Annotated in this window: 7 protein-coding genes; 4 read left to right on the forward strand and 3 right to left on the reverse strand. The window is 63.2% G+C overall.

The features are described 5' to 3' along the window. Nucleotides 1-6 precede the first annotated feature (6 nt). From EOE66_RS18960 to EOE66_RS18975, 4 genes are all read left to right on the forward strand, one after another. A complete protein-coding gene (locus tag EOE66_RS18960) occupies nucleotides 7-1,560 on the forward strand; it encodes a caspase family protein (RefSeq protein WP_164885170.1) in 1,554 nt (517 codons plus the stop codon). A gap of 17 nt (nucleotides 1,561-1,577) precedes the next feature. Next, nucleotides 1,578-5,603, forward strand: coding sequence for a hypothetical protein (locus tag EOE66_RS18965; RefSeq protein ID WP_128230317.1), 4,026 nt, complete (start codon nucleotides 1,578-1,580; stop codon nucleotides 5,601-5,603). 369 nt (nucleotides 5,604-5,972) lie between these two features. Further along, nucleotides 5,973-9,719: a CHAT domain-containing protein gene (locus EOE66_RS18970; RefSeq protein ID WP_205702751.1), complete on the forward strand. Its 3,747-nt coding sequence runs from the start codon at nucleotides 5,973-5,975 to the stop codon at nucleotides 9,717-9,719. Between the two features lie 79 nt (nucleotides 9,720-9,798). Next, nucleotides 9,799-13,353, forward strand: a complete 3,555-nt coding sequence (locus EOE66_RS18975) for a caspase family protein (protein ID WP_164885172.1) — start codon at nucleotides 9,799-9,801, stop codon at nucleotides 13,351-13,353. Between the two features lie 303 nt (nucleotides 13,354-13,656). Here EOE66_RS18975 and EOE66_RS18980 read toward each other — a convergent pair whose 3' ends face one another. From EOE66_RS18980 to EOE66_RS18985, 3 genes are all read right to left on the reverse strand, one after another. Beyond that, a complete protein-coding gene (locus tag EOE66_RS18980) occupies nucleotides 13,657-13,860 on the reverse strand; it encodes a hypothetical protein (RefSeq protein WP_128230320.1) in 204 nt (67 codons plus the stop codon). Nucleotides 13,861-14,041: 181 nt separating this feature from the next. Next, nucleotides 14,042-14,176: a hypothetical protein gene (locus EOE66_RS22295; RefSeq protein ID WP_259376400.1), complete on the reverse strand. Its 135-nt coding sequence runs from the start codon at nucleotides 14,174-14,176 to the stop codon at nucleotides 14,042-14,044. 232 nt (nucleotides 14,177-14,408) lie between these two features. Continuing rightward, the gene (locus EOE66_RS18985; protein ID WP_164885173.1) at nucleotides 14,409-17,585 is read right to left on the reverse strand and encodes a CHAT domain-containing protein; all 3,177 of its coding nucleotides are present in this window, start codon (nucleotides 17,583-17,585) and stop codon (nucleotides 14,409-14,411) included. Between the last annotated feature and the right edge of the window lie 253 nt (nucleotides 17,586-17,838).

Raw genomic sequence — 17,838 nt, forward strand, 5'->3', positions numbered from 1 at the left:
ATCAGCATGAATGGCGTCCGCCTGCGTCACCGCGCATATTCAATTCTGTTTTCGGCTTGCAGTCTATTTGGCTTGATTTTGTTGCCGAGTTGGGCATGTGCTGCGGACCATGTGCTGGTGTTGACGATCAGCGACTACAGCCACGTCAAGCCTCTCCCTGGAGTTCGACATGACCGCGAAAACGCACTCGAACTAGCGCGGCTGTTGGGCTACGACACCCGGCAGGCACGTTCGCTATCGAATGCCGAGTTGGCCGGAGACGGAATACTGCGCGCAGTCACTGCACTTACAGGGCAAGTACGCGAAGGTGATCGTCTCTTCCTGTACTACTCGGGCCATGGAGCCAGCTTTCCGGTCGTTGGAGGTTGCGCCGAGGCGCTGGTGCCGCAGGACGCAGGTTCTGCGCTGGGTGTACCTGGCTTGGTACGTACTTCCGATCTGATCAAGGCGCTGGACGGTGTTCGCGACAAGCTCTCCGACGCATTCGTCTTCTTCGACGCCTGCCACGCAGGCGGATTGCGGGATCTGGTCGCCTCCAGCGGTACCTCCGCACGAAGCGGCTTGCAGCAGGTGGGGACACCCGGTCTGACCGGGAAGTCGGTACCTATTCGCGGCGGAGAGCATTGCCTAAACGTTGCCAACAGATCCTCGTTCAAGGCGTTTGCTCCCGCCGGAGATTCGTCGGCCCGAGGGATGGGCTTGTCATTGAGCAGAAACTTCACCTTCGTAGCCGCCGCTCGCGAAGATGAGGAGGCGCTCGATCTTGAGAATCAAGGTGGACTGGCGACCACCGCCTTGTTGCAATGTGCACGGGATGGCGTGAGCAACATCAGCGGCACCGGCATCGTGAACGTAGACGAGCTGCGCCGCTGCGCACAGCAGCGAATCAACTCGCTGGTACCGACGATCACTTCGGCACACCGGCCGCACAATGTAGAGGTGTATAGCAATGTGCACAAGGCATTGGCTAACGTCAGGATCAGTGCGGCGCCGGGCTCTTCGTCTGTGAGCGAAGCCGAGCGAGTCGAAAGGGTCTTTGAGCAGGTAGCCAGCAACTCCAACCCGAATCTTGGTGCCAGTGCGTGGTTCTCGCGTCAACGTGTGGCTCTGGGACAGCCAGTTGAACTGCACTACTCAGTGCGCAACCCTGGCTTCCTGAGTGTGCTTTACGTTGGCTCGGACCGTAAGGACATTCAGGCTCTGCTCAGCAATCATCCCGTCCGTCCATCCAGCACTACGCTGCTCGGTCCGACCACGATTACTGAACCTGCGGGCGACAATCGCTTTCTGGTTCTTTACACCCGGGAGCCAGTGAATTGGACAGCCGTCTTGAATGACGCGAAAGCCGGGCACAAAGTTGCTCTCAGCGCCGCGATCAGCCAGAGCATTGCCTGCGCGGCAGAAGGGCAGCGCAACGCCACCCCCTTCACGCTCGGTTCTGGGCCCTGCGGAGCACTCCGTAATGCAACGGCATTCGTTCCAAGCAAAGATGTGACACCAACAAACCACAGCCCATTCGTGGGCTATGGCGCCTGGTTGCTGACAGTGCGTGGCGAGTGATGTTGATTCATTGCCACTTGCAGTCCAAGCTGTTTTTCCCAATACTCATTCTGCAAGCGCGGCACTGGGCTACCGGTATCGCAGTCGGCTTGCTGATGTTCGGCGCGAGCACAACATACGCCCAAACTTCTGCGACTGCGCCGGTTTCGGCGGACTGCACGGTCCCACACTTCACGGTGGCTGCAACCAATCTTGGCGAGGTCTCGACTCGCTCACAGGGCCTGGACTGTGCTGGGCGCCAGCGCGCGCTGGCATTCTTTGGCCGCACTGCCCGACAAATGGAGCATGACGCCAGTGCTGCCCGCGCAGGACCCTGGACTGTCAATGGCGAGCGATGGGGTCGCGAAGCAGCAGACTTGGCAGTCAAGAGCAGTCTAGTTAAGGCTGGTGTCGATCTGCTGGTCGCCAAGGCCGCCTACAACGTTGAACTGGCCAGGGGCGAGTCAGGTAAGGCGCTGAGCAAAGCCGCGGCAGGTGTGCTCAAAGAGGGAGCGGTCTTTGCCTCGCGGCTCTTCTGCAGCAACGGCTCAGCCTGTAGTCCTGCGACGGAAAGCACCTACACGTTCGTGGCGGAGTCGCTCAAGCTCGTAGCGCAGGTGCCCGCATGTGCAGAGCGCAACGTGGTCAAGTGCGCAGACGCGGTCCGTTCGACAGCCAAGTTGTTCGACCTGGTTCGGTCCCTGTCGGGGCAGCCGTCGGATTCAAGCCGGCTGCAGCAGTGGGCGCAGTTCCTGGCCGCCTGGGTCGGCAGTTCAGTTGACCTCGGTCGTGCCGCCACGAGCGGCAACATGGGCTCAGCATTGGCCGCCAGTGGGGCGCTCGTCGAAACGGCGCTGAGCAGTCTTACCGGCAAATTCTTCCGTACGGCGAGTGATCTTCCCACTGGCGTTCAGAACGCCGTTGAGATCCTGGGCCATGCCACCGCTACGTGGACGGCCTGCAAAGGCGCGGAGATGGCGGTGGCTTCCCTGCGCCCGGGCGAGGTCAGTGCTGCGTCGCTCAATTGCGTCTCCAAGCTCAACGATTACGTGAACACTCGCTTGGCCGAAATCATGGGCTACTCAATGGCCTTGTTTCAAGCTAGCAAGGAACAGTACCAAGCCAGCACCATTGATGGAGCCCGCGTCGTAATGGGTGAAGTGTTGCGCTTGGGCGGCTGGGAGCCGACTTTCAGGACGTATGGGCTGGCTGTCGACGAACGGACTGTCCTGGCGACCTCAAAGGACTTGCGGATAAGCAAAGCCGTGACGCGGATCGCCGCGCGATACGGCGTCGGGCATAGCGGCGTCGCATCCCTGCACAGCAACTGGTGGGATGGCTGGGCGGGTGATGTACTTCGCTTGGTGCAGTCGACTTACTGGGAGAACGTGCGCAGCGGAGCGCGCGCGCTGATGGCAAGTCCGCCGGCAGTTGACCAGTATGCCGGCGTTCGGTTTGAGACAGCGGCCCACACAGGGCCCCCACCAACTGCGACGCTGGAGCGCCCGGCCACCAATACTTGGAACGGCATTGCTGCATTTCCGGTCAGGGTCAGGGCAAGCCTGCCCAATCAAGGAGTGACTTTGCAATTGCTGAGTCCGGCTGGGCAGATCGTAGCTGCCGCGCCCATGGCCCAGACAGCGGCGTTTGGCCATGGCGCTGAGCAATGGAGCCTAGATCTATCGGTAGGTACCGCCTTCGTCCGTGTACCTGAAGGCCCCTACAGTCTGCGGGCTGTGGTGGTAGGTATGGACAACAAGGGCGCGTGGTCAGCGCTGGAGGGGCTGACCGTTCAACGCGCAGCGCAGGCCGCGCTGGCGGTCCGTTTGCTCACCGCGAACACAGTTTCACGGCCGGACGGTCTGCTCACGGTGCGGGCAGAAACATCGGCCGCTGCCGGACTGGTCCCGTCACTCGTTGTCAACGACCTCCGCGGCGCCACGGTGTTTCAGGCGCCGTTCAACCTGAAGTTGGCCGCGGCTGGCAGCACCGAGCCGTGGCAGTACTCTGCACCAGTGAGTCCGGCTCTGAAGCCCGGCGATTACTTCTTGATCGCTCAGGTGCAATCGGCGGATGGCCGCAGCGCACTGTCGGCGCCTTTGCCGTTGCGGATCGAACCGCTGGTAGCGCAGGCGGTGCCGTCGCCGACGCCTGCAGTCCCGCCCGTCCTCACGCCAACGCCCAACTTGGCGCCACCGCCATCTGCCTCCCCAGCCCCGATCATCGTTCAGTTGTCGATAACGCCACAACCTGCGCAGTCCGGACAGAATCTCACATTCACCGCTCTGCTCGATCGGGCGGCAGAAGTGGTTCGGGGTGAACTGATTTTTGTCGACGCGGGCGGTGTGGCGGAACCGCTGGTTCAGACCGGACCTGCGCAATGGAGCCGCAGCCGGCCCATCACACAAGCCGGCGTCAATCGCCCGGTTGAAGTCCGACTCCAGACACGCAGCGGAGTGTGGATCACCAAGTCCGGAAGCTACACCGTCGCTTCGACAGTTGGCCAGCAACCGCAGCCCACACCCTTGAGCCCTGTACCTGCCGTGCTTCAACCCTGGCAACAATCGTCGCTCGCATTTGTCAACAACTACCTCGAGGGGCGGGCGCGATGGACGGACTGCTGGGAAGCGGGTGCAGGCAAGCGCGGAACCTACTGCTATCGGTTCGCACGCCAGGCTGTAGGCTTGCCCGCAATGGGCAGCGCAAATGACGCTTTCGATAACTTGCTGGATCAGGGCCGCGCAAGCACCGCTGGGTTCGAGACCGCACCGATTGGTGCGCTGATCTTCTATCGGTTCGGCGCCTATGGTCATGTCGCGGTCAAGATCTCAGCGACCGAAGTGGCAGGTCACGGTAACGAATTGGCGTTTACCTCAGCCTGCCCGCCGATCACTCGTGTGTCACACACAAACTTGACCGCTCGCGCTAGCTATGCTGGCTACCATGCGCCAGGCGCTGGTGCGGTCACATTAGACCCAAACTTGATACCAGCGGGGCAGCGTGTCACGCGTCAGGCGTTCTTGCAGAAGCTTTTGTCTGCAGTGCGAACGCCAGTGGACCCGGTCGCAACCGGAATCATTCAAGGAAGCAACCTCAGCGAGCCCAATCGCGCGATCACGCGTGGCGAAGCGTTCTTGCTGCTCGGCCGCACGCTGACTTTGCTGTCGCCTGGGCTGCCACGCGCGCCCCAATCTGCGCTCACGTTTGCTGATGCCCCATTCGGCGAAGTCGCAACGCTGCTGGGGGTGCTGTCAGCGCATGGAATCGTGCAAGGACAGGCTAACGAACTGGCGGCAGGGATCAATGCGTTCCCTGACCGACAGTTGTCCGCAAGTGAATCTGAGGCAGTATTGGTGCGGGCACACTCACTGCTTGCAGCCAAGCAAGGCAACTCGACACAGTCCGCACCACCATTGGGGCCAGCGTCGTTGCTGGCCATTCAGCAGATAGCCGCTAATCCCTCTCTGAGCCTGGCAGGACAGCCAATCACCTTCAGCGTATCGGTTGCCAACCCCAATCTGCTAGCCAAGGCTGAGGTTGTGTTTCTGGATGCCGGCGCACCACCCGAGCCCATGACGCAAATCGGGCCAAACCAGTGGGCACGCAGCAGGCCGATTTCGCAGGCAGGGATCGACCGGCCTTTCGAGATTCGCTTGACGAGCACCAATGGATCGGTCGTGACGCAGCGAGGCAAGTACACGGTTCAGATGGCGACACCACAGCCAATCCAGCCATTACCCGTGCCCCCAGTCGGCATGACGCCACCCAGTCCAGCGCAACCAGTACCCGTGCCCGCATCGTCGGGACCTGTCATCTCAAACATCACCGTCAATGCAGCAGGCTCGCCAGTCATCGTCTTCGATGTCCGGCCCGCAGCAAGTCGGGCGACCTTGCGGATACCGGGGCGGTCGTTCCAGTTCACCTGTAGCGGCAGCGACCGCGTGACTTGCGTATGCACCAGCTTGTGGGCTCCTGCGTTGCGTGGAACTTTCGCAGCGCAGATTGAGGCATTTGACGCAGCAGGAAGATCGTCGGGCGTGATGCCGTTTGTGTTTACCAGATGACGTAGGCCGATTTGCCGACAGCGTTGGCCAAAAGTTCAGTCAGCGAAAGGATCAGTCTCACCTCTCAACTGATGAGTGAGCTCATGACATACAAAGATGTCCTCAGTCGGCCACGCCCACGCAAGCTCCCGCGCGCCAAGTACGGATGGCCGACTTGCCTGTGGCTGTAGGCCGGTCCACGGCGGGCGGGGTGGCTGATGGGCTGCAACTGATGCGTGAATTGAATCGGCAGAAGTGATAGGGAATTGTCGAATGGCGGGTCGATTGGGTTGCCGACTGGGCGCATGGCTTGTCTGCACCATTCTGCTTCTCTCTGTGACAGCAGGACCGACTCACGCCGACACCGATAGACGTGCGAAAGCGCGTGAGTTGCTGGCGAACGGCGATAGGAACCAAGCGGAAGCGTTGACAAGAGAGCTCATCGCCTCCGAAACGGCAGCTGGAAGCGACTACCAGAGGCTGGCTGGCATCTTCGCAGATACCGGGCGATTCGGCGATGCACGAGCCGCCATTGCGGCTGGGCTGAAGCGATTCCCTCACGACGAAGGCGTGCTACGGGCGAAGTGCCGGATCTCAGTCTTGACTCAAGATCCCGCGGATTCGTTATCGACTTGTTTGGCCATCTACAAGGACAATCCTGCCGAGAGTGATGCGGCGTTCTTCGCTGGCATTTCGGCAGACCTACTTGGTGATGCCAACGCGGCAGACAAATACTTGCGCTGGGCCTTGGCTGGCATTGAGGATCCGGGCGAATACTCGAAGCGTCGAAACGAGCTGGCGCACTTTTTGGACGTTTCGCCTTCTCATCGTCTTCAGCGGCAGCAGCTCAAAGCGCGCCGCTTGAGCTGGTTGGAAAAAGAGTGGAATCAGAGGTGGCGTGATGTTGCCAGCATTCGCATCCAACTTGAGCGCGAAGCCGGAGCTGACAGTTCGTTTGACAAGACGAAAGAGCTGCGCCAGCAAGTCATTGACGCACTTGCACTCGTTCTCGGGCAAGATGGGCTGCCGCTTGCGGTCGAGCATGAACGCCTTGGAAACGAGAAGGGTGCCGCTGGGAGGCATAGCGAGGCTATCGGATCTTTCTCGATTGCGCTTGGAATCCTCCGTAAGCAAGGGAGTTCTGAGTCCCCAATGACGGCCAGATTGCAATCCAACATTGGCGCGCAGCGCTACATGCTTGGTCAGTATGAACTTGCGCTGGACCACCAAGCCGCTTCTGTCGAGCTAACGAAGCGGCTATTCGGTGACGCAAGTGACTTGGCAATGTTCAGAGCCCGAAATCTCGCAAATACCTTTTATCAACTGGGCCGCACCAAAGACGCGCTGGATGTTCATGAACGGGTGTTGATGCATTACACCAACAAGCATGGCGAGAATCATGATGAAACACTGAGCAGCATGAACGGTGTTGCGGCAATGTACCTTCGCCTGGGTCGCCTGCAGGAGGCACGCAGTCTCCAGGAGCGGGTTCTGAGCCGAAGATCCGCGAGCCTGGGTGATGCCCATCGCGAGACCATGCTCGCCATGGGAAATCTGGCTTCGATTTATTCGGCGCAGGGTCTCGTCATTCAGGCCCTCGAACTGCGCAGACGCCAGGTTGAAGGCTTGGCAAAAGCGCAGGGACGCAGGCATCTGGGCACCATCAGCGCTCTCGGCAACCTTGCTGAAGCGTACAGCCAGAGCGGTGAATTGGGTAAAGCCGTCGAGTTGGGCGAGGAAGCCGTGGCCTTGTCGGGGGAGGCCCAGGGTCTGGACTCGCTGTCCACCTTAGGTTGGCGCATCAACTTGGCCAAGTACTATCGGCAACTGGGATCGAAGGACTTGGCGCTGAAACTGCAGGAGGAGACCGCTTCGCTGCAAATGAAACGCTGGGGGCCCGCTCATCGACAGACTTTTGTGAGTCAGATCGGACTGGCGCAGACCTACGCCGCTCTGGACAGGCATTTCGACGCGATCCGCGCATACAACCGAGTACTCGACAACCCCGAGGCTCTTGCAAGTGCTGATGCGCGGGATGTCGTGAACGCGGCAGGCGAGTTGGCCGCCAGCTATCTGGCAACCGGCTTGACCGGTGAGGCGGTATCTGCGCAACGAAAGGTTATCGCTCGCCTGCAGAACCTGCTCGGTGACTTGCACCCGGACACATTGGTCGCTCGGCATAACCTCGCTGCGATGCTCACGAGCCAGGGTGAGTCCACAGCAGCGGCCTCACTTCTTCGCGAGATACATGCAGCCAAGCGGCGCCACTTGGGCGAACAACACACCAGCACGCTGGAAACGTTGCAAGCGCTTGCCTCTGCACTCTGGAAGGCCGGGCAGAGTAAAGAGGCTGTCTCATTGGCACTTGAATTCGTCGCCGCAACGGAGAGAGTTCGCGCTACCCCTGTTCTGTGGGATGGTGCGCGCGCCAGTTACCTCGCCGCCCAGATAGAGACCTATCTTGAGTTTGCTGGATGGCTGGCTGAGACCGACGATCTGGAGAAGTCCTTCGACCTTGTAGATCTCACGAAAGCTCGGGGGCTGGTCGATGAAATCCGCAGTGCTTCTGCCGCGGCGTCTCTGGCGCAACAGGACAGGTTTCGACTCGATGGTGCCGTTAGCGCCGAGAGAAAAGCTCGTCTCTTGTTGGATGAGGCGCTGACATCCAGATCTACGCCGCAGCAACTCAGCGCAGCCCAAGCGGAATGGCAATCTGCCAAGGAAACTTCTGCGGCGCTCTTGACGATGCTCAGGAAGCAATCTCCAAACTTCGCGCGAGTGAGCGAGCTGCAGCCTCCGGTGTCGGTGAAGAGCGCGAAGACAATGCTCCGGCCCAATGAGGTTTTCGTCAGTATCAGCGTCCGTCGGAATGGCCGCGCATACGCTTATCTCGTCCGTCGCGATGATCCTGTTCGGCGGATTCAACTCGGAGGGTTGCTCAACTTCGAGCACACGGTCGCCGCCACGCGCGAAGTGCTCGGATCACAAGCCGAGGGCGCGCCAAGGCATCAGCTGATCACATTGCTCGGTGGAGGATTCGCGTGGAAGCAACTGAATGAAGAGATGCCCTTTGGGGGCAAAGTTGCTGCAGGGACGCGGGAAGAGGCTGCAGCCTTGCTTCAGGCTTACTGGCAGGAGAGACTGGTCGAGCCGCTGCGTCCTGAGCTACAGCGAGACCAACGGTGGATCATCAGTCCGGACCGGGAGTTGGCACTCCTGCCCTTTGATGCGCTCTTCATGCATGCACTCGACGCCGGGCAGAGGAAGTATTTGGTTGAAACGCACACCCTTTCTCTGATTCAGAGCTTCGGCGTCCTGGCTTCTCTCAAGGCTCGGGAAAGGCAGTACGAACGAATCGTTCGCAACATGCAGTTGCTTGCCTTTGGCAATGCGTTCTACAACGATGGATGGCCGGATAGGCGACCGGCCCGCCTGCAAAGTCCTGGTACTGTTGCAGAGCAGCGCAATGCCACTCAGTTTTCGTCTCCTGCCTCAATAGCAATCACCGAACCCACCGGTTCTGTTGACCGTCCGCAGATCTTCTGGGAAAACCTACCAGGTACCGCAACGGAGGTGAACGCAGTTGCTAAGCGGTTCAGCAATGCTGCACCCGGACAAAAGAGCCTGATCGAGATCTTCAGCGGCCTGGCAGCCAGCGAGTTGACACTTCGACGCTTGAGCGAGTCTGGAAAACTTCGGCAGTTCAAGTATCTGCTGTTCAGTGGCCATGGACACGTCTCGAACCGCCCTTCGGATTCAGCCCTTGTGCTCAGCCAGCGGGGCAACCCACAGGGAGTAGACGGATACGTTACCGCGGCCGAATGGCCGGTTCTCGACATGCGCAGCGATCTGGTCGTCTTGAGCGCCTGCGATACGGCGGTCGGTCGCGCAGTGCCTGGCGATGCTGTGGCGGGTCTGCCTTACGCCCTGTTTGTCGCAGGCAACACGAACACCTTGTTGACCCTTTGGCCTGTTGACGATGACGCTACTGCTAAGTTCATGGAGTTGTTCTTCGCTGAGGTCGTAGGCGGGGCAACCCACGCTGAAGCCTTGAGCGAAACCAAGCGAGCATTCCGTAAACTTCCTCGACTGTCCGATCCCCGTTTCTGGGCTGGATTTGTTTTGTTTGGAACGTAGGATTTATCCGCTAGCTGGACCTATTTCCTCATCCGCCGGCCAACAGTACTTATAAATCGACATGACTATGCGTGGCTCCATGTCTTTGTTTTCGTTCGCCTTAGTGAGCCTTATTCTATTTGGCTCCTTCAGCTCTGCCTTTGGCGCCCCGGCGAATCCGACATGGCGACTGGTTGGTCACACGAGCCAATCCATCGAGGCTGGCATCGTGTCTTCGTCGCGCCCTGATCGCTTTCTGGCGCTGTTCTCCCAGAGCGAGGTGTCCTTCGTGGAAGCGCGTGGTACGCGCCGTTATCGCCGTTTCGCTATCGAAGACACTCTGGCGGTGGATGTGCTCGGCACGCGCGCTCTAGTCGTTACGCCGAGAAGACTGGTCACCTACGATATTGTGGGTGGGCGGGTGCTCGCCGAAATCGGGTGGCCACTGTCTGCCTGGGGCACCACAGGACCCGCTTCGAACAGTAGGCTAAAGACTGCGCGCTGGCACGTCGATGGGCGCACGATTCTGGCCGCGAATGAGTACCGGGCGTACAAGATTGACGGAAGCACACAGGAGGTGCTCGCCTCGGCGCTTTTGTGCCCAGCCGTCGACAATTGGGGCGGCTTCTGGAGGAACAGCCCCATCCTCGTCACCGACCGAGGGCGCTTCCTCTACGAATGCGCCTTCCATGGCAACGGGCCGCTTCGCATCGTCTCGTTGGATCTCGATTCCGCGCGCCATACGTTTGTTTTCGACTCGGCTGCGGCCAACAAAAGGGCGCTCGCCAAGCCTAGCGACGGTCAGCGCCGCAGCACGCAACCTTTCGAGCCAACTGTGGCCTACCGTGCGCTCGCCCAGTCCAGCGACGGTCAGCGCCGCGCCGCGCTGGAGTACCAGCGGGGTGGTGGCGCTGCACTACTGGTGTCAGATGAGCGTGGCCGCCGCGAAGTTGACCTCAGTTCCTACTTTCCCGGTCCACGTGGCGTGCCCCTCGGCCTTGGCCTGTTTTTTGATGAGGCCGACGGAGGAGTGCTCGTACAGTCCGGCAAGGTCTTGCTGAAGCTGGCTCGTGCTGGTAGTACGCTGAGCCGCGTGGAGAGCAGTTCGCCTATTCGTGCCCGCGTCGGTGACGAATTCTTGTTTGAGGATGGTGTTATCTCAGGGCTCGAGAATCGCTCGCTGCGTCAAGGGCTGCAGGGTGCCAGCGCACGGGTGGTGCTGGCTCAAAAGGTGCGCGGCTCCGATCGGGTGTACGTACTTGACTCCTCAGCTTGGTTTTACGTCCTGGATCTGCGTAGCGGTCGCGTTTTGGCCAGCACCGCACTGGGCGCACTCGGTGATGTCGAGGTGGATCCGCAGACGGCAGTGGCCGCGAGCAATGCTGAGGGCACGGTGTTCGCAGTCGGTCTGGGTCGGCGGCTGTATGCGGTAGAAGCGAAGGGTGTACGGCTAACCGCTCAAGTGCAGGTCCAGCCGTCCACGGTCACGGCCGTTGGTGTAGGGGCCGATAGTCTGCACTTCACGACTACTGGCGGGCGCTGGAGCCGTGTGGGTTTCGCGCTCTCATCTCCGCCGGTGGTAACGGCCGTTGCCGACGACTGGGTCCTGCAGGACGCGGTGTTTGACGAGGGGCGGTTCGTGTACGCCTGGGGTAGTCGATACGTGCCTGGGGGCTTGTTTCGCGATGCCTCATTTGAGAGGGCGATGTTGAAGGTGGACATGCGCTCGGGCCGTGTGCTGTGCAAGTGGGAGCAAGGCCGGGAACTCGACATCCACTGGTTCTTCAAGTCAGACAGGGGAGTCAACAAGCGGCAGATGATCTGGCCCGACCAGCCTGTCTTCGGCTATAAACTCAGCGCGCTCAAGGCCCCGAAGCCGGGCAGTTGTGACTTCCAGTTCTTCCTTGTGGGCGTGCCGTTGGGCGAAGCGCAAGCGCGGGGTGGCAACCTCGAGCGCGGTGACGTTATCGTGTCCGATGGTAATGGCCGCTGGCGTTGGGTTGACGCTCAGGGCCGAGTTTCTGAAGCTCGCGAGTCGCGAGCGCACTCAGAAATCTCGCGTGTGCTGGTGTCAGCTGACGGCGAGCGTGCTGTGTTGGTTGGCGACGCCGCTTATCTTGAGTTCGTACACGTGCGAGACGGGCGCTCCTCGCACCTGCTTGCGCTCGGCCATGGGCAGTCGGCCACCGTGCTGTCGGACTCGGGATTCTTCACCGTTAGCCACCCATCGGCCATTTCTGACCTAAGCCTGGCGCACGGCGAGCGCCTGGATCCGTTGAATCTTTTCTGGGATGTGTTCTACCGTCCTGACTTGGTGGAAGCAGTAGTCGAGGGCCGTGGTCTGGTACCTGAAGCCAGAACCGATGCCATCGTCCAGGCTTTGCGTAACCCGCCTCCGGTAGTGACGTTGCAGGGTCCTCAGGGCACCGTGGCCGGCACGAGGCAGACGGTGCGTTTTGCAGTTCGCCCCGACGGTGGCGGCGTAGCCGAGGTCCGCGCTTTCCACAACGGCAAGCTCATCGCCAGCGATGGCAGCTACCGCGACGCGCAAGGCCTCACCTACGCTCCGCTGGAAGGCTCCAGCACGGCCGCCGCTCGTTTCGCACAGGCCCGGCGTAATGCCAGTGCCTTTGTGCCGGCATCCAGTTCCCAGGCCGGACCAGCCGAAAGCGTGGTTCGCGCTGCCCCAGAAAAGAGATGCAGGCCAGGCGAACCTGGCGACCCTTGTAGCGGTACGCTGGAGATAGACGTCATCCCTGGCGCGGAGAACACCATTACTGTGGTTGCCTTCAACCGAGACAACACCGTTCAGAGCCTGCCCGCCAGCGTGAGCTTTCGCTCCACACTGCCGCCTGAGCCGTCGCGGTTGTGGTTGTTGAGCGTGGGCATCGACCAGTTCAAGGGCATTAGCGCGCTCAAGAACGCTCGCAAGGATGCTCTCGACTTCGCTTGCACCTACGCAGGCCGCACCGCTTTGGCCGCGAGCGGTCAGCCTTGCGCCGAGGATGGCCGTGCCGGCACGTTGTTCCAGCCAGAGAACATCCGTGTCGTGGATGTGCTGCTCGATGGCGCCGCCACCAAGGCTGCCATCCTGCAGAGTCTGGATAAGGTGTCCGCTCAGGCGCGCCCGGGCGACACCTTCGTGTGGTTCGTGGCTAGTCACGGTCTCATGGACGCCAACAGTCTGTTCGGCATCGTGGCGCATGACACCCAGTGCCTCAATACCAGTTGCACGGAGATCTCAGGCCACATAACCAGCAACGAGATCCTGGAGGCCAGCAAGAAGATCAAGGCCATGCGCCAGCTCGTGGTGCTCGACACGTGCCACGCCGGTGGTTTGGACAACAAGTTGAGTGGTCTGTATGACGCCCGTGTCAGCCTGCTGGCCCGCAATATGGGGCTGCACCTCTATGCCAGCGCTCAGGCTACCGAACAGGCCCAGGACGGTCGTCCGGGCACCAACGGGGTCTTTACAGCGCAATTGCTCGAAGGCCTGCGCGGTGCGGCCCCCAAGACTGCCCAGGGCCAGATCAGCGTCATGACTCTGGGGCCCTGGGCTCGCCAGCGTACCCTGGATGCCACTGGCTCGACCCAGTCTCCCGTCATCCAGCACTTCGGGCAAGACGCCGCGCTGACAGCGGGGGGTAAGCCATGAGGGTCTGGCAAGCGGCTGCCACTGGAGAGGAGCGGCTGCCTTCCAAGGCGTGACGGCTCAATCGCGAGCCTCAAGCAACGATCTTCAATTGGATCTACGTGGGCTGCACTGAACTCAATCCGGCAGCTCTCGACTCAATGGTTGCACTCAGAGTCGAGACGTTCTGGAAGTCACTGGGCACGTACTGCAACGTGCGCGCGGCTCGTCAGGATGCCGAACCTCCTCGGTAGCTGGATTCTCCCTTGGCAATCCGAGCAGCACCGCGTTGCCGATACGCCTGGATGGGATCAGCGAGCGTAGGACTCAGCGAAGCACCCGCAGACGTGTCAGGGTCAGCTGCAGGTTGTACGCAGCGGCGCAGAGCACCGCGTGGGTCACGTCGCCAGCGCTGCCCCCGAGTCCGTTGCACTCCTGCGGAACCGAGGTCTTCGAATGCATGAGAGTGGGGTCGCTGCCTGCCTTGAGCACACCGTTGACCTCGCCGGCCATGTGCAGCATCCCGAACAAGAGTGATCTCATGAAGCCCAATACCTAGGCGTCGGCGGCCTTACCCACCCGCGCACAGTTGTGCCGCAGTTCGATGCGCGCTTCCTCCGCTGCAACCATTCGTGCCGAAAGCAGCGCTCGCCGCTGAAGTGCGACCAATCCGACTTTGGTGCATGCGCTGGACTAAATTCTCACTGGGACCTCAGGCCTGCTCGCAGGCCGGCCAGTCGATAGACGAAGCCGGCATGACCAGTTCATCCCGGTGATAGATGAGGTTGACCAGTTCCAACTGGAACAGGACCCACTCGGCGGCATTCAGTCGAGGATCCGAAGCCATCGACCACCTCCGCGGATTCTGAAGTTGGCCGAATTGAGTTCGGCCCAAATCCAGAGATTCATACGATCGACAATCGCCCGCGAAGACAACAATCGCGACGGTGTAGTTGTTGAGGGCGCACTCGATAGCGCCACCTGCCCCTGGAGTCCTGGACGGGGAACAAGCGCCAGAGCAACAACTTCAGTGCGCCCCGGGCGCCCGTGCGGGCCGCCCCACGGCGGCCCAGCACCTCTCAACGCCAGTTGCCCAGCACCACGAACGGCGCCCACTCGGCCGGGTGGCGCGCCTGCAGCAGGCGGCCCCGCGCGGAACGCAGCGGCTGCCCGTCGGCCTGGCCTTTCATCAGGTCGAGTTGGGCCTGGCGCAGAGCGTGTGGCTTGCTCAACAACGCGTCGCTTTCGGCAGGCCGGCCCCACTGCGCATAGAAGCGGCCCATCAAAGGCGCAGCCGCCCAATCGTAGGCAGGCCACAGGGTCGCCATCACGGCATGCGCGCCGTTCTTCAGCGCCAGCTGCGCGAAACCGTCCACCTCCAGCCAGCGCCGGCGCAAGAGGCCACGCGATTCGGCGGTCTGGCAGGCCGAGAGCGTCAGCAGCTCGGTCCCCGTGAAGTCCACACGGCGCAGCTCGCTCAAGGGCCACAGGCTGCCATCGCCCAGCAGCAGGCCCTTGTCGGGGTCTTCGGCGGGCCCGAACTCGAAGTGGCTGGCCACGTGCACGATGGGCGTGCGTTCGGGGCCACCCTGGCGGTTGGCCTGCAGCACCGCCTCGAAGGCCGGCCGCGTGAAGGCACCGTCCAGGCGGGGCGGCAGGCCCGGGACGCGCTGCGCCAGCGTCACCACCTCGGCCTGGGTGTGTAGCAGCGGGCGGTAGCCGCGCAACCCCTCCGTCAGGCCGAAGGCCGCCTGCCGGCGCAGCGTGGGTGCCGCGGCCATGTGGGCACGCGCGCCATCGTTGAAATAGCCCACCGCGTAGCGCTCCACCAGGTAGCGCCGACCATCGAACAGGGCTGCGAAGGACAGTTGCGCCAGCGCCTGGTCGGGCGCCACCAGCAGCAGCGGCACGGGCACGCCGGCGGTCACACGGTCGAGCCAGGGCTGCAGCGGCGCGATCAGCAGCCCATGCAGGCCCTGCAGCTGCTGGCGCAGGGCGGGCAGGTCGCTCTTGGCATCGCCGAGCTTCGAACGCAGGTCCTGCAGCAGTTCGTCCAGGGGTTGCTTGGGAAGCGGAACGCTGATGACGAAGTGCCGGTCGGCCGCATCGCGCGCCCCGGGGGCGTGACCCCACAGCCAGACGACGCCCCAGTCGACCAGCACCCGCAGCAGCACCGCGCCCGGGGGCAGGCCGGCCGTGAGCTCGGTGCTGGTGAGGCCGGCACGCTGGGCCGCTTCACGCTGGCTGGTTTCGAACTCGCGGGTGAGGCGCTCCCACTCGGCGCTCAGCGCTGGCGTCTGGGCCAGACGCACATGCGGCTCGGCCCGCTCCAGGGCCAGCAGCTGCCGGCCCATGTCGGTCAGCTGCGCCAGCCAGCGGCATTCGTCCTGCACGCAGCTCAGTGCCGAGGGGCTGGCGTCGCTGCCCGCCAGCTCGGCCAGGCCGTCGCTGCGCATGCGCTGCAGCACGGCCTCGGCCTCGGCGTGGCGGCCCTGCCGCAGGAGCGCGACCACGAGGTCGCGGTACTTCTCGTGGCTGCTGACGGCGAAGGCCCGGCCCGCGCCCGCGCCCGCGGCCGCCAGGTCGGCGCGGGTGGTGTCGGTCAGCGCCACGGCCACGCGCCCGTGCAGCAAGCCGGTGGCGGGCGCCTGGTGGTCCGGCAGCATCCTGGCCAGGTGCCAGTGCAGTTCACGCCGGGAGGTGGCGGCGATGGGAGCGGCCAGCGCCACGGCCTGCATCCAGCGCAGCGTGTCGCGGCGCTCGCCCGGGTCGGGGCTGTGCAGCGCGATGTACAGCGCGTTCGACCAACGCAGCGGCCAGGCTTCGGGGGCCAGGCGCTGCAGACGCGGCAGGCGAAGCCGCGCCAGGGCCAGGGCCTCGTCGTTCCGCTCCGCCTGCGTCAGGGCGTCCAGCACGCGGCCTTCGGCTCTCAGGGCCTCCCGGCTCTGGGCGCCGTGCTCGCGCTCGGCCTGCTGCTGCAGCGCGCGCAGCGCGGCCAGCGCCGCGTCGTGGTTGCCAGACGCCAGCTGCTCTTGCGCACGCTGGACCTGCAGCTGTTCCGTGGCGAACCCGGCGAGGGCCGGATTGGGCTGCAGGCGGCTGGCCTGTCCGAGCAAGGCTGCGGCCTTCTGGGCCTCGCCCCAGCCGCCGAGCAGGGCGGCCAGGCTGCGCAGGGCAGGGGCCAGATCGGCGTCTTGCGCAGCCTCGGGCAGCCGCGCCTCGACCTCGCGCACCAGACGGTCGGCGCGCGCCAGATCGCCCAGGTTCGCGTGATGCTGGGCAAGATCGATGCGTGTGCCCAGGGCCAGGGCACTGAAGGGCCCGCGTTGCGCGTGCGCCAGCGCATCGCGACGTTGCCACGCGGCCCCGGCCAACACGGCATGGCCCAGGAAGTGCGCCGCCGTGGCGAGCGTGCCCAGGGGCCCCAGCACCTTCAGGTCGCCCGGCCGCAGCACACGGTCGTAGCCCACCACGGCCGCGGCGGCATGGCTGAGCGCCTCCGCGTGCCGGCCCAGCATGTTCAGCACGAAGGCCATCTGCTCGCGGCAGGCCAAGACCAGCGGGTGGTTCGCGCCCAGTGCCTGTTCGCTGAGGGCCAGTGATTGGTTCAGCAAGCGCAGGGCCTCCTGATGTTCGGCCGGTGTCCGGGCGGTGCGGGCCTGGTCGTAGAGCACCTGGGCCACCATCAGGTGCTGCGGCCCGAAGGCCACCCGCACCTGGGCCAGGGCCTGCTGCCAGCGCGCCGGGCTGGGTTGCTTCAAGGCGGCCAGCCACGCGCGCCAGGCGGCCCGGTGGGCGCGGCCCGCCGTGTAGGCCTGCCGCAGCCAGGCGCGCTCAGCCTCCGGGGCCTCGTCCAGCGCGCTGTCGTCTTCCATCAGCGGCAGCGCCTGCGCGTAGTAGCGGCGCGCCGCAGCGCGATCGCCCGTGGCCAACGCCACCTCGGCCTGGCGCATGGGCAGGATGGGGGCCAGCGGGTCGCGGTGCACGGCCAACGCGAACAGGGCCTTTGCCTGGCCCCAGTCGCCCAGCAGCATGTGCAACCGGGTCACATACAGCACCAGCGCCAGGTCGCTGGACAGGGCCAGGGCGGCCTGGCCCTCCTGCGCGGCTTCCGCGTAACGACCCTGCTTCGCCAGGCTGCGCATCAGCAACTCGCGCGGATGGGCGGCTTGCGGCAGCTGCGCCACGGCCTTGGTCAGCAGGGCCGTGGCCTTCGGCCAGCGCTGGGCCTGCGCCTCGGCTTGAGCCTGCTGCACCAGGCGCCAGCCCGCCTCAGTGGGGGTGGGTGGCGCAATGCCCGCGGCCGCTGCGAACCCCGCGAAGGCTGCCAGGCTCCAGGCCACCGCCCAGCCGCACACCAACCTGCACCACGAAACGAACCACACCATCCGCGACATTGCACAACAGCAGCCGTGCAGCGTCCACTGGGCGGCCGCCAGTGTCACGCCGACGTCATCGACCGGGCGTATATTTCGACATTCATCAAAATATGGAAGAACCTCCAAGGAG

The organism is Rubrivivax rivuli (genome assembly GCF_004016505.1).
Taxonomy (GTDB): domain Bacteria; phylum Pseudomonadota; class Gammaproteobacteria; order Burkholderiales; family Burkholderiaceae_C; genus Rubrivivax; species Rubrivivax rivuli.